General features: G+C 65.7%; 12 protein-coding genes. 10 read left to right on the top strand and 2 right to left on the bottom strand.

Annotated features, from left to right (window positions below; all coding sequences use genetic code 11):
- Positions 1-20: 20 nt before the first annotated feature.
- The 9 genes from Q0030_RS08485 (at position 21) to hemC (ending at position 9,322) form a co-directional block, all read left to right on the top strand.
- Entirely contained in the window at positions 21-1,241 is a 1,221-nt protein-coding gene (locus Q0030_RS08485) for an ABC transporter substrate-binding protein (RefSeq protein WP_298365352.1), read from the top strand.
- A gap of 623 nt (positions 1,242-1,864) precedes the next feature.
- On the top strand, positions 1,865-2,617 hold the full coding sequence (locus Q0030_RS08480; protein ID WP_298365351.1) for a hypothetical protein: 753 nt from the start codon (positions 1,865-1,867) through the stop codon (positions 2,615-2,617).
- Between the two features lie 124 nt (positions 2,618-2,741).
- A complete protein-coding gene (locus Q0030_RS08475) occupies positions 2,742-4,334 on the top strand; it encodes an NAD(P)/FAD-dependent oxidoreductase (RefSeq protein WP_298365349.1) in 1,593 nt (530 codons plus the stop codon).
- On the top strand, positions 4,334-4,741 hold the full coding sequence (locus Q0030_RS08470; protein ID WP_298365346.1) for a cytochrome c: 408 nt from the start codon (positions 4,334-4,336) through the stop codon (positions 4,739-4,741). Before Q0030_RS08475 ends, Q0030_RS08470 begins: the two co-directional genes overlap by 1 nt.
- Positions 4,742-4,759: 18 nt before the next feature.
- Positions 4,760-5,248, top strand: coding sequence for a Rid family hydrolase (locus tag Q0030_RS08465; RefSeq protein WP_298365344.1), 489 nt, complete (start codon positions 4,760-4,762; stop codon positions 5,246-5,248).
- A 143-nt stretch (positions 5,249-5,391) separates the two neighbouring features.
- Complete coding sequence (locus tag Q0030_RS08460; protein WP_298365342.1) at positions 5,392-6,810, top strand: M20/M25/M40 family metallo-hydrolase; 1,419 nt, start codon at positions 5,392-5,394, stop codon at positions 6,808-6,810.
- Positions 6,810-7,628: an aspartate dehydrogenase gene (locus Q0030_RS08455; RefSeq protein ID WP_298365339.1), complete on the top strand. Its 819-nt coding sequence runs from the start codon at positions 6,810-6,812 to the stop codon at positions 7,626-7,628. Before Q0030_RS08460 ends, Q0030_RS08455 begins: the two co-directional genes overlap by 1 nt.
- Complete coding sequence (gene pncA / locus Q0030_RS08450) at positions 7,628-8,248, top strand: bifunctional nicotinamidase/pyrazinamidase (protein WP_298365337.1); 621 nt, start codon at positions 7,628-7,630, stop codon at positions 8,246-8,248. Before Q0030_RS08455 ends, pncA begins: the two co-directional genes overlap by 1 nt.
- Before the next feature lie 87 nt (positions 8,249-8,335).
- The gene (gene hemC / locus Q0030_RS08445; RefSeq protein ID WP_298365334.1) at positions 8,336-9,322 is read left to right on the top strand and encodes a hydroxymethylbilane synthase; all 987 of its coding nucleotides are present in this window, start codon (positions 8,336-8,338) and stop codon (positions 9,320-9,322) included.
- Between the two features lie 22 nt (positions 9,323-9,344).
- Here the strand turns inward: hemC and Q0030_RS08440 are convergent, their stop codons facing one another.
- Complete coding sequence (locus tag Q0030_RS08440; RefSeq protein WP_298365332.1) at positions 9,345-10,133, bottom strand: crotonase/enoyl-CoA hydratase family protein; 789 nt, start codon at positions 10,131-10,133, stop codon at positions 9,345-9,347.
- Between the two features lie 32 nt (positions 10,134-10,165).
- Positions 10,166-11,296, bottom strand: a complete 1,131-nt coding sequence (locus Q0030_RS08435; protein WP_298365330.1) for an SRPBCC family protein — start codon at positions 11,294-11,296, stop codon at positions 10,166-10,168.
- 170 nt (positions 11,297-11,466) lie between these two features.
- On the opposite strand from Q0030_RS08435, the gene Q0030_RS08430 reads away from it, so the two are divergent.
- On the top strand, positions 11,467-12,417 hold the full coding sequence (locus Q0030_RS08430; protein WP_298365328.1) for a LysR substrate-binding domain-containing protein: 951 nt from the start codon (positions 11,467-11,469) through the stop codon (positions 12,415-12,417).
- Positions 12,418-12,429 lie beyond the last annotated feature (12 nt).

The raw sequence follows: 12,429 nt of genomic DNA, 5'->3' as shown, positions 1-12,429 counted from the left end.
TCCAAACCCTTGGGAAAGAAATGTCCATCACGAAACGCTCACATGTTCTGGTCGCAATTGCCGCCGTGTGTCTCTCATTTGCGGCCGGCGCAGCTCGCGCGGAGGACGGTGTCCTGCGGGTCGGCATCATCACCGACATGAGCGGGCAATATTCCGACGGCAATGGCCCGGGTTCGGTGATCGCGGCGCAAATGGCCGCGGAGGAGATCGGCGGCACGGTCGGTGGACGCAAGATCGAGATCATTTCGGCGGATCACCAGAACAAGCCTGACGTCGCGACCGGCATCGTGCGCAACTGGATCGACAACAAGGGTGTCGACGTGATCGCCGAAGGCGTCAATTCCGCGGTGGCGCTGGCGATCCAGACCGTGACGCGCGAACGCAAGAAGCTGTTCCTGATCTCGGGCTCCGGTTCATCCGACCTCACCGGCAAGCAATGCTCGCCGACCAGCGTGCAGTGGACCTACGACACCTATGCCTCCTCGAACGCCACGGCGAAGGCCGTGGTCGCGCGCGGCGGCACGCCCTGGTTCTTTCTCACCGCCGACTATGCGTTCGGCCAGGCGCTGGAGCGCGATGCGAGCAAGGCCGTAACATCGGCCGGCGGCAAGGTGCTGGGCGCGGTCCGTCATCCGTTCGACACCGCCGATTTCTCGTCGTTCCTGCTGCAGGCCCAGTCGTCCGGCGCAAAAATCCTGGCGCTCGCCAATGCCGGCTCCGACTTCCGCAACGCGGTGTCGCAGGCCGACGAGTTCAACATCCGCGCCAGCATGCAGCTCGTCGCGCTGCAGGTGACGCTCACCGACGTGCCTGCGCTCGGCCTCGCGCATGCGCACGATCTGCTGTTCACCGATTCCTTCTATTGGGATCGCACGCCCGAGACCCGCGTCTTCGCTCAGGAGTTCTTCAAGCGGCATGGCGCGATGCCGACGGCCTACCAGGCCGGCGTCAACTCGGCGCTGCGGCACTATTTCAAGGCGGTCGCCGCGACCAACTCGGTGGATTCGGAGACCGTGATCGCGCAGATGCGCAAGACCCCGGTCAATGATTTCTTTGCCCAGAACGGCGTGGTGCGCGAGGACGGCCGCATGGTGCACGACATGTACCTGATGCGCATCAAGAAGCCGGAAGAGTCCAAGAGCAAGTGGGACCTCTACGAATATCTCGCGACGGTGCCGGGCGACCAGGCCTTCCGTCCGCTCGCTGAAGGCGGCTGCCCCTACATCGCCAAGGCGCAGTAGGGCGCGAGAGGATCGGGGCCGGCGTTCCGCTGCGCTGGTTATGGAAGCGGCGGTGGGGTGAGCACACTTACGGGCTCCCTCTCCCCTTGCGGGAGAGGGTGGGGAGAGGGGTGGCCCCGGGCGAGATGATCGAAGAGGGCGCGCCCTCGCAATTTCGTTCGCTTGCTGTTTGATAAATTCGGAGAGAGCGCGCCGTGTGGCACCCCTCTCCCTAACCCTCTCCCGCAAGGGGAGAGGGAACCCGGCCGCCGGTGCGTCCCTCACGCGCGCGCCCACTGAGTTGCCCCACGGCGCAAGCCCCTTCGCTTTCCCTGCGCCCTCTTCGAGGTGAAGGAGGAACGAGATGCAGGCCTCGGCAAATCATGCCGCGAGAGCCTGAACGTTTGGCTCGGCGGCTGCGCACAGCATTCGGTGTCGTCCCTGCGAAAGCAGGGACCCATAACCACAAATGCTGATTGTTGCGGCAATGCCCGTGCGACGAGTCCCTTCAACAATCCCCGCCGCGGAGTATGGGTCCCTGCTTTCGCAGGGACGACAGCTGTGATGAAATCGAGCACTTCGCGCATATCCTCCATCGCGAACCGTCATCGCGACGACCGCATCCAGCATCCAACAGAGGCACCATGACCAACACCATCGAGGCTCCCGACGGCGGCTATCGCTTCATGCCCGGCGTCAGTCAGTATTCCTGCGGCGTCGGTGCGCTGCCCGGTTATGCCATCGAGCGCGTCAGGTTCTCCGAACCGGTGCCGTTGAGCGTGGGTTTTGAGCGGATTGCCGATATGATCAGGGATGCGGGCCGTCCGCTGACCACATTCGCTGCCTGCGAGCTGCGCTCGCCGGCGCCGTTCACCGAGGACGGGTTCAAGGCGTTCAACGAAATCTACATCAAGACGCTGATCGCCTGGGGCGTGATGCGCGACGGCGTCAATCCGGTGGCGCGCAGCAACGTCTGTCCACAACTCGATCCGCCCGCCGAGCCGAGCTTCCACGCCTTCTGCTACACGGTGCCGGCGGCGAAGGATGCGCCGACGAGCTTCGTCGTGGCCGGCAGCGGCGAGTCGGTCGAGGGCAAGGCCAATTATCGCGATCATACCGTCGCGCTCGGCGACGCCAGCCCGGCCGGCATCCTGGCGAAGGCGAAATTCGTGGCTAACGAGATGGAACGCCGGATGAGCGCGTTCGGCGGCTCCTGGCGCGACACCACCGCGGTGCAGCTCTACACCGTGCATGACGTCTATCCGGTGCTCGAAAGCGAGCTCGGCCGCCGTGGCGTGCTTCGCAACGGCTTGACCTGGCATTTCGACCGGCCGCCGGTGGTCGGGCTCGACTTTGAAATGGATTGCCGGCGCGTGCATCGCGAGCGCGTGGTGTGATGGTTCGGTCGCGTGATGCATCAAAAGCGCGTGTGGGTGCATGTGTAAGCGCGTGCCCTTCCTTGACACGGATCGCCTCAACCGTTTCCCTTCGCCATCGAAATCAGCGGCTGGGTGAACGCGGGTGCAGAACCAATCTGTGATCAGGCGGCGCGATTTGCTGGCGCTGATCGGGACCATCGCCGGCAGTTCGGCGATGTATCAGGCGATGACGAGCCTCGGTTTCGCATCCGAGTCCGCCTATAAGGGCCCGCTCAAGCTCGCAGGCGACGTGAAAAGCGCTTCGGTGCTGATTCTCGGGGCGGGGCTTGCCGGCATGACGGCGGCGCTGGAACTGCGCAAGGCCGGCTACAAGGTCCAGATCCTTGAATTCAACAATCGCGCCGGAGGCCGCAATTGGTCGATCCGCGGCGGTGACAGCTTTACCGAGCTCGGCGGCTTCAAGCAGACTTGCCAGTTCGAGCAGGGGCTCTATCTCAATCCCGGCCCGTGGCGGATTCCCTATCATCACCGCGCGCTGCTCGATTACTGCCGGCGGTTGAACGTGACGCTGGAACCCTTCATCCAGCTCAACCACAATGCCTATCTGCACGCGACGCGTGCGTTCGACGGCAAGCCGCAACGTTTTCGCAGCATCAAGGCGGATTTCCAGGGCGGTGTGTCGGAGCTGCTCGCGAAAGTCAGCCAGCAGGGCCGGCTCGACGAGTTCGTCAGCAAGGAAGACCAGGAGATACTGCTGCAGGCGCTGCGGGACTGGGGCGCACTGGATCGCGACTACAAGTACAATGCCAATCTCCGCTCCGCCGACGTCCGCGGTTATGCGCGCGATCCCGGCGGCGGCTTGATGGGCGATCCGCTGCCCAGCGATCCGATCTCGCTCCAGGAACTGCTGCGGTCGCGGATGTGGCGCTACGTCCAGAGCTTCGCGCACTACGATTTCCAGACCACGATGTTCCAGCCGGTCGGCGGCATGGACATGATCGGCAAGGCGTTCGCGCGCGAGGTCGGTGATCTCATCCGCTATAACGCCAAGGTCACCCAGATCCAGCAGAACGGCTCCGGCGTCACCGTGAGCTATGTCGACACCGCCAGTCCGTCCGCGGTGCAGCAGGCGACTGCCGATTGGTGCATCTGCACGATCCCGCTGCCGATCCTGAGCCAGCTGCCTCTCGATGTCGGCGGGCCGATGAAGAATGCGATCGATTCCTTGCCTTACGCCGCCTCGGTGAAGGTCGGGCTGCAGTTCAAGCGTCGGTTCTGGGAGGAGGATGAGGCGATCTATGGCGGCATCAGCTACACCGACCTGCCGATCCGGGAGATCGGCTATCCGAACTATGGCTTCAACCGCGGCGGCCGCGGCGTCCTGCTCGGCGCCTATTTATATGAGGGCGCCAATTCCTTCGAGTTCACGGCGATGACGCCGGCCGAGCGGGTCGCCAGCGCGGTCGAGTTCGGCGCCAAGATCCATCCGCAGTACAAAAGCGAATTCGAGAACGGTGTCGCGGTGGCCTGGCATCGGGTGCCGTTCACGCTCGGCTGCGCCGGTGAATGGACCGAAGCCGGGCGGACGCAGCACTACCGCAATCTCTGCCAGATCGACGGCCGCATCGCGCTGGCAGGCGAGCACGCTTCGCAGCTGCCGGCCTGGCAGGAGGGCGCAATCCTGTCCGCGCTCGACGCCATTACCCGATTGCACGAACGCGTGGTGAAGACATAATGGTGCGGACAGGAACATCCGTGATCGCGGCGCTGGCACTGCTGTCGGCGACCGCGGCCCTTGGGCAGGACAGCGGGGTGACCAAGCGCACCTTCTCTTCGGGCTATCGTTTCGTGGAGATGACCGGCGAGGAGCTGTTCGCCAATGTCTGCCAGGGCTGCCACATGCCGGATGCGACGGGCGCGAGCGGCGCCGGCACCTATCCCGCGCTTGCCGGCAACAAGAATCTCGAAGCCGGCAGCTATCCGATCTACCTCGTCATCAACGGCCGCCGCGGCATGCCGGCGTTCGGCGACATGATGACCGATGGTCAGGTCGCCGCCGTTGTGAATTATCTGCGGACGCACTTCGGCAACAACTATCAGGACGCGGTGACGACCAAGGACGTCCAGGACGCCCGCCGCTAACCATTTGGGGAGAGTTTGATGAAGTTCACCAGTATCGCACTGGGCGCCGCGCTGTCGGCGATGGCGACCGCTGCCTCGGCTGAGGTGGTTAGGCATCCGATTCCCAACTCGACCTTCCCGATCGCGCAGGCCGTGACCGTCACCGGCAACACCACGACGGTCTATGTCAGCGGCCAGGTGCCGCCGGTCGTCAACAAGGATGCCGATCCGTCGAGCCCGCAGGCCTATGGCGACACCAAGACCCAGACCGTCGGCGTGCTGGGCCGCATCAAGGCCATTCTGGAAGGCCAGGGGCTCGGCATGGGCGACGTCGTCAAGATGCAGGTGTTCCTGGTGCACAACACGGCTGCGCCGATGGACTTTAAGGCCTTCATGGAGGGCTACACCCAGTTCTTCGGCGGCAGCCAGCCGAACCTGCCGGCGCGCTCGGTGGTCGGCGTCGCCGCACTCGCCAATCCCGGATTCCTGGTCGAGATCGAGGTGATCGCGGCCAAGGACACTAAATAAGGACGCCAAATAAGGACTCCAAATAGCGTGGGCGAAAGCGCGGAGCATGCGCGCGGAAATTGAAGGGCTCGCCGTCTTGCCAAAGCGCGTGTCGCCTGTCTGAATTCAGCTCCAATCAGGTGGTGGAATTCTGGGAGAGCACGATGTCGCACAAGGCCCGAAACATGGTCCGATCGCTGCAGTTCGCGGCAGCGGTCGCTCCGGTCCTGCTCGCGTCCGGCGCCGGCGCGCAGGGACTGACCGAGCAGCAGCAATTCGCCCGCGGCATCTACCAGGAGCTGGTCGAGATCAACACGACCACCGCGACCGGCGATACGCAGAAGGCGGCGGAGGCGATGGGCGCGCGGCTTCGCGCCGCGGGCTTCCCCGAGAGTGACGTGCACGTGTTCTCGCCCGCGCCGCACAAAGGCAATCTGGTGGCCCGGCTGCACGGCTCCGGCGCGCGCAAGCCGATCCTCCTGGTCGCCCATATCGACGTCGTGCCCGCCAACCGTGAGGACTGGTCGGTCGATCCGTTCAAGCTCACCGAGCAGGACGGCTATTTCTACGGCCGCGGCTCGGGCGACGACAAATACATGGCGTCGGCGTTCATCACCAATCTGATCCGCTACAAGAAGGAAGGCTACAAGCCGGACCGCGACATCATCGTAGCCCTCGAGACCGACGAGGAGATCCTCGATGCCAACGCGCTCGGCATGCAGTGGCTGATCAAGAACCACCGCGACCTGATCGACGCCGAGTTCGCGCTCAACGAAGGCGGCGGCGTCGGCCTGAAGAACGGCAAGGCGATCCGCAACAGCGTGCAGACCAGCGAGAAGGTCTCGATCGGCTACCAGCTCACCGTGAAGGATCGCGGTGGCCATAGCTCGCTGCCGCGCAAGGACAATGCGATCTATCGGCTCGCCGAAGGCCTCGTCCGGCTCTCCAAATACGATTTCCCGATGAATCTCAACGAGACCACGCGGATCTATTTCACCAAGACCGCCGAGGTCGACAAGGCGCATGCCGACGATATCAAGGCGATCCTGGCGCCGCAGCCCGATCCGGCGGCGCTGGCGCGATTGTCGGAGAATCCCGGCTACAACGCGCAGCTCCGCACCACCTGTGTCGCGACCATGCTGGAGGGCGGCCACGCCATCAATGCGCTGCCGCAGCTGGCAACCGCCAAGGTGAATTGCCGGATCCTGCCCGGCGAGCCGGTCGAAGGCGTTCAGGCAACGATCGAGCGCGTGCTCGCCGACAAGCAGATCGAGGTGACGCCGACCGGCAAGGCCGTGCTGAGCCCGCCATCGCCGTTGAACGAAGAGATCATGGGATCGGTCGAGAAGCTGTCGAAGGAGTTCTGGCCGAATGCCGAAATCGTCCCCGTGATGAGCACCGGTGCCACCGACGGCAGCTATCTGCGCAATGCCGGGATTCCGACCTACGGCCATTCCGGACTGGGATCCGATGTCGATGACAACCGGGCTCATGGCAAGGACGAGCGCGTGCTCGTCAAATCGTTCTACGAAGGCGAGGAGTACCTCTATCGCCTGGTCAAGATGCTCGCCGGCGGGAAATGATGGCTGACAGCAAGACAAAGATGCGGGTTGCGGTCGCCGGCCTCGGCGCGATCGGCACCGATGTCGTCAAGGCGCTCGATCAGGGCATCGAGGGCCTGACCCTGGTCGCGGTGTCGGCGAACAGCCCGGACAAGCACCGCGGCTGGATCGAAGGTCTCAAGTCTGCGCCGAAGCTGGTGCCGATCGAGCAGCTGGCCGAGGTCGCCGACATCGTGGTCGAGTGCGCGCCGAGCAAGCTGGTGCGCTCGATCGTGGCGCCGGTGGTCGGGCGCGGCAAGACCGCGGTCGTGCTCAGCGTCGGTGCGCTGTTGCACAATGAGGACCTTGTCGACCTCGCGAAGGCGCATGGCGGCCAGATCATCGTGCCGACCGGCGCGCTGATCGGGCTCGATGCCGTGACCGCGGCCGCGGTCGGGACCATCCACTCGGCAAGGCTGGTGACGCGGAAGCCGGTCGCGGGCCTCGTCGGCGCGCCGCATCTGGTCGAGAACAACATCCGGATCGAGGGCATCACCGAGCCGCTGCGCATCTTCGAAGGCAGCGCGCGCGACGCCGCAAAAGGCTTTCCAGCCAATCTCAACGTCGCGGTGGCATTGTCGCTCGCCGGCATCGGCCCCGATCGCACAAGAGTCGAGATCTGGGCCGATTCGACGGTGACGCGCAACACCCACCGCATCGAGGTCGATTCCGATTCCGCGCGGTTCTCGATGGTGATCGAGAACATCCCCTCTGACAATCCGAAGACCGGCCGCATCACGGCGCTGTCGGTGATCGCCTGCCTGCGCAAGCTGCGCGCGTCCTTGCGGATCGGAACCTGATGAAGATCGAGCCCGACGACCTGTTCCTGATCATCGACGTGCAGAACGATTTCTGCCCCGGCGGCGCGCTGGCGGTTGCCGACGGCGATGCCGTCGTGCCGGTGATCAACCGGCTCGCAGCGCGGTTCGACCATGTCGTGCTGACCCAGGACTGGCATCCGGCGGGCCACAGCTCGTTTGCGACCTCGCATCCGGGCGCGGCGCCGTTTTCCTCGATCACGATGCCCTATGGGCCGCAGACGCTGTGGCCGGATCATTGCATTCAGGGCACGGCTGGTGCCGCGTTTCATCCCGATCTTGCGACCGACCGGGCCGAGCTTGTGGTCCGCAAGGGCTTCCGCGGCGCGATCGATTCCTATTCGGCGTTCTTCGAGAACGACCGGACAACGCCGACCGGGCTCGCCGGCTATCTGCGCGAGCGCGGCCTCAAGCGTGTCGTGATGGCCGGGCTCGCCACGGATTTCTGCGTGCAGTATTCGGCGCTCGATGCGCGGCGGCTAGGGTTCGAGACCGCGGTCGTGCTGTCGGGCTGCCGGGCCATCGATCTCGGCGGTTCGCTTGCTGCCGCCATACTGGCGATGCGCGAGGCTGGTGTGGCGCTTGTCGAGGAGATTCCCTGAGCGTGGCCCAGCAGGGGCAAAAACCATTGTTTTGACTGGCCTTTTGTTCTAATCCCCAGCCGTTGATGATCACGCATCGGAGCTTTCGTGTCGGGACAGGTTTTGCGGATAGGGACGCGCAAGAGCGCGATGGCGCTCGCGCAGACGGACGAGGTCGCGCGGCTGCTGCGCGCCTCGGCGCCGGACCTGGCCGTCGAAATCGTCAAATTCGAGACCCGCGGCGACCAGGACCAGACCAGCAAGCTGTTGCGTCACGGCGGCAAGGGCGGCGCCTTCGTCGCCGAGATCCGCGAAGCCATGCGTGCCGGCACGCTGCAAGCGGCGATGCATTCGCTGAAGGACGTTCCGGGCAATGAGGAGACGCCGGGTCTTGTCCTCGCCGCGATGCTGGCGCGCGATGCCGCCAATGACAGCCTCGTGTTGCGGCCGGGCCTGTCGCTGGAGACCCTTCGCGCCGCGCGCGGCAAGGGGTTCATGATCGGCACCAACGCCGTGCGCCGTGCCGCCTATCTGCGCCGGCTGTTTCCGGAAGCGACCGTGATCCATTATCGCGGCGCCGCCGACACGCGGGTGGCCAAGCTCGATCGCGGCGACAAGCAGCGGCTGCCCGATGGCGGCGAGGTGGGGCCGGCGGATGCGCTGGTGATGGCGCGTTCCGGCCTCGAGCGCATCGGCATGACCGCGCGCATCGCGCATGATTTCTCCGTCGACGAGATGCTGCCGGCGGTTGGTCAGGGCATCGTCGCGGTCGAATGCGTCGAGACCGATTGGGCGACGCGGGCGCGGCTCGCCGGGATCGACAACGCAGAGGCGCGGCTTGCCGCCGAGGCCGAGCGCGAGGTGCTGTGGGTGCTCAACGGCCATTGCAACTCGCCGATCGCCGGCCACGCCACACTCGCCGGAAACGAGATGACGCTGCGCGCCTCCGTGCTCGACGAGGCCGGTGCCGGCTTCATCGAGGTGACGCGGCGCGGACCGGCCGACCGGCCGCGCGAACTCGGCCGCGCCGTCGGCATGGAGCTGCTCGCGAAGGGCGCCGCCGAGATCATCGCGCGGACCCGGGTGGACGAGTAGCGCCGCGGTCGCAATCGATTTCTCAGGCGATGTCGGCGAAATCGCCGTGCCGGCCCTTGCCCGCTGCGAAGCGGCGCGCGCCGGCCTCGGTCTCGCCGCTCGCAACCGTCGCAAGCCCGAGACGAAACTCGTTCAGCGTGGCCTGGTCCCAGCCGAGTTCCCATTGCTCGATCGCGGAGAGCCGGTCGCTGCGCAACGCCGCCTGCGGCAGGCGGCACAGATCATGGGCGAGGCTGCGCGCTTCGGTGAGCGCCGTGGCGGGTGCGACCACGCGGTTGGCGAGCCCGATCCGTCCGGCCTCCTCGCCGGAGACGCCGCGTCCGGTGAGGATCATGTCCATCGCGCGGCTGTGCCCGATCAGCCGGGGCAGGCGCACGGTGCCGAGATCCATCAATGGCACGCCGAAGCGCCGGCAATAGACGCCGAAGGTGGCATCGCGTGCTGCGACCCGGAGATCGCACCAGATCGCAAGCTCGAGCCCGCCCGCCACGGCCGGTCCCTCGACTGCGGCGATCACCGGCTTCGACAGCTTCATCCGCGTCGGGCCCATCGGGCCATCGCCGTTCTCGACGCGGTGGCCGCGATGGCCGGCGGCAGTGCGCTTGAGGTCGAAGCCGGCGCAGAACGCGCCGCCCGCGCCGGTCAGGATCGCGACCGACAGCGACGGATCGCGATCGAAGGTGCGAAATGCCCGTGCCAGTCCTTGCGCGGTCTCCGGATTGACCGCGTTGCGCGCCTCGTCATAGCGATCGATGGTCACGATCGCGACAGCCTGCTCGGTTCGGTATTTGACGGTCGGGTGGTCCAGCATGCTCGGTCCTCGATTGCCAATATTGGAGCGGATCAGCGTGCGCTTGTACGGGCCTCGATGATCGCAGCCAGGTTTCGGTGAAAATGCGTGATCGCGCCTTCGAACAGGCCGAAGGTGAAGTGGGCATTCGCCCGGGTCGCGAGCCCGCGCTGCGCGGCGCAGGCCATCTCGCGATCCTCGGCCGCGCCTGCGGTGACGAAGTCGCGTCCCTGGGCGACCGCGGCGCGGCCGTCTTCCGCGGCGATCTGGTTCGACAGCGTGTAGGTGACGAGCCGGGTGCCGTCCGTGGCGAGCGGCTCGAGCACCGTCATCAGCCGATTGGTCGGGAAGGTCGACAGCATCACGTTCGGAAACAGGTGATAGACGTGCGTCAACATACCGCTCGTGCTGCGCTCACCCGGCGGCACGTTGCGCAGCTTCTCGATGCGCCGATAGGGAAAGCTGATCCGGCTGTTGCGGCCGAATGATTCGATCACGTTGAGATTGTCGTATTGCAGCGGATAGAACGTATCCTGATGCGTCGATCGGATGTGATAGCCTTCGAGGAAGCCTTCAGCGACGATCTTCCAGTTGGCCTCGACCTCCTGCGTCGTGGTCGCGTAGAGCTTCCAGTCGTCGCCGAACAGCGTCGGCATGTCGCCGGCGTCTGACGTTGCGGGGGGAGCGTCCTGCGAGACGAACACCAGGCCGTCGCGCTCGATGCAGGTGAGCGGCACGAGGCCATGCGTGCTCTTGTCGAGGCCCGGAAAGCCGTAGTCGTCGGGGATGCCCCGGAGCCGGCCGTCGAGGCCGTAGGTCCAGCCGTGATAGCGGCAGGTCAGCGCCGTCCGGCAGCCGGCGCCGTCGACCAACTGAACGCCGCGATGGCGGCATGCATTGCGGAAGGCGCGTGCGATGCCGTCAGCGCCGCGGATCGCGACAACAGGCGTCAGCGCCGCGTCGCGCGCGACATAGGCGCCGATCTCGGCGAGTGCGGCGGACGGGCAGAACGGGGTCAGCGTGCGGCGGAACACATGTTCGATCTCGGCCGCGAAGCGATCCTGCGACAGATAATGCGCGACGGGTTCATGCCAGACGCCGTCGCTGAGATCGGTCGATTTGGCGTCGATATGCCGGAGGATGCGGTCGACGATGGATGCTTCGTCCGCGAGCTGTGCTTTCATCGCCGTCCTCCCGCTCGGTTGGCCGGGCTTGCCGCCGGTCCGCTTCGGGCGACAGGATTTCGTATTGCGCCTCATGCGACAAGCGAAACGAGCCGGGTTCGGATGAATGACATTCATCCGAACCTATTTTTCGCGCGACATCGACAGCGGCCGGCCGTTAGGATCGGCTGATGAGCAGGAACAACCCGAAGCCGGGGCGGCGGCGACCATTGCAGGGGAGGGACGACCTCGCCGCTGCAAGCCTCCGGCCGGCGCACCTGCTGGCACTGCAGGCGTTCGATGTCGCGGTCAGGCTCGGCAGCTTCAAGGAGACTGCGGATGTGCTGAATGTCAGCGCCTCGGCGATCAGCCATCGCATCCGCAATCTCGAAGTCCATCTCGGTGTCGCGCTGTTTCATCGCGCCCATCGCGTTGTTCGGCCCACCCACGCCGGCGAGAGGCTGGCTGCTGCGACCGGTCGCGCCTTCGCGCTGCTGGCGCAGGCGGAGTCGGCAGTCGGGGCTGCTGGCCAGCACCGGCTGCGGCTGAAGGTGCTGCCGCAATTCGCGTCGGCCTGGTTGATCCCGCGGCTGTCCTCGTTCCTCACCCAGCATTCCGGGATCGATCTCGCGATCGAGACCTCGAACCGCAACGTCGATTTCGACACCGAGACATTCGATGCCGGCATCAGCTTCGGCCCCGACAAGCCCGAAGGCGTCGTCGCAAATCGCCTGATGGATGTGAGGACTGTCCCGGTCGGTGCGCCGGCGCTGGCGCGGCGGTTGAAGCTGCGCACCACAGCCGACCTCGGCCGCGCCGCCCTGATCCATGTGACGACATTCCCCGCAGCCTGGCCGCTCTGGTTCAGGCATGCCGGTGAGCCTGTGCCGCCCGCGACGCGCGCGATCTCGGTCGACAGCTTTGTGGCCGCGCTGCAGGCCGCCGAACGCGGTGCCGGCGTCGCGCTCGCGCTCGAGCCCTTCATCGGGGAGAGTGAGCGGCGCGGCACGATTCGCCGGCTATTGCCGGTCGGCCACGTCACCGGCAGCTACTGGCTGGTTCATCCGCCGGGCGCGCAGCGCAATCGCGCACTGCAGACATTCAAGAAGTGGCTGTTGGGCGAGCTCGCGAGACCCGATTAGCGCTTCGGTTCT

Origin of the sequence: uncultured Bradyrhizobium sp., assembly GCF_947648125.1 — a bacterium.
Lineage (GTDB): Bacteria > Pseudomonadota > Alphaproteobacteria > Rhizobiales > Xanthobacteraceae > Bradyrhizobium.
The sequence above is the reverse complement of the archived record's forward strand: the minus strand, read 5'-3'. Positions and strand labels throughout refer to the sequence as shown.

Excerpts from the sequence above, each read along its gene's own strand:
- Q0030_RS08435 (WP_298365330.1), bottom strand. The coding sequence starts at position 11,296 with ATGAAAGCACAGCTCGCGGACGAAGCATCCATCGTCGACCGCATCCTC.
- Q0030_RS08465 (WP_298365344.1), top strand. The coding sequence starts at position 4,760 with ATGAAGTTCACCAGTATCGCACTGGGCGCCGCGCTGTCGGCGATGGCG.
- Q0030_RS08460 (WP_298365342.1), top strand. The coding sequence starts at position 5,392 with ATGTCGCACAAGGCCCGAAACATGGTCCGATCGCTGCAGTTCGCGGCA.
- Q0030_RS08480 (WP_298365351.1), top strand. The coding sequence starts at position 1,865 with ATGACCAACACCATCGAGGCTCCCGACGGCGGCTATCGCTTCATGCCC.
- Q0030_RS08485 (WP_298365352.1), top strand. The coding sequence starts at position 21 with ATGTCCATCACGAAACGCTCACATGTTCTGGTCGCAATTGCCGCCGTG.
- Q0030_RS08455 (WP_298365339.1), top strand. The coding sequence starts at position 6,810 with ATGGCTGACAGCAAGACAAAGATGCGGGTTGCGGTCGCCGGCCTCGGC.
- Q0030_RS08440 (WP_298365332.1), bottom strand. The coding sequence starts at position 10,133 with ATGCTGGACCACCCGACCGTCAAATACCGAACCGAGCAGGCTGTCGCG.
- Q0030_RS08470 (WP_298365346.1), top strand. The coding sequence starts at position 4,334 with ATGGTGCGGACAGGAACATCCGTGATCGCGGCGCTGGCACTGCTGTCG.
- Q0030_RS08430 (WP_298365328.1), top strand. The coding sequence starts at position 11,467 with ATGAGCAGGAACAACCCGAAGCCGGGGCGGCGGCGACCATTGCAGGGG.
- pncA (WP_298365337.1), top strand. The coding sequence starts at position 7,628 with ATGAAGATCGAGCCCGACGACCTGTTCCTGATCATCGACGTGCAGAAC.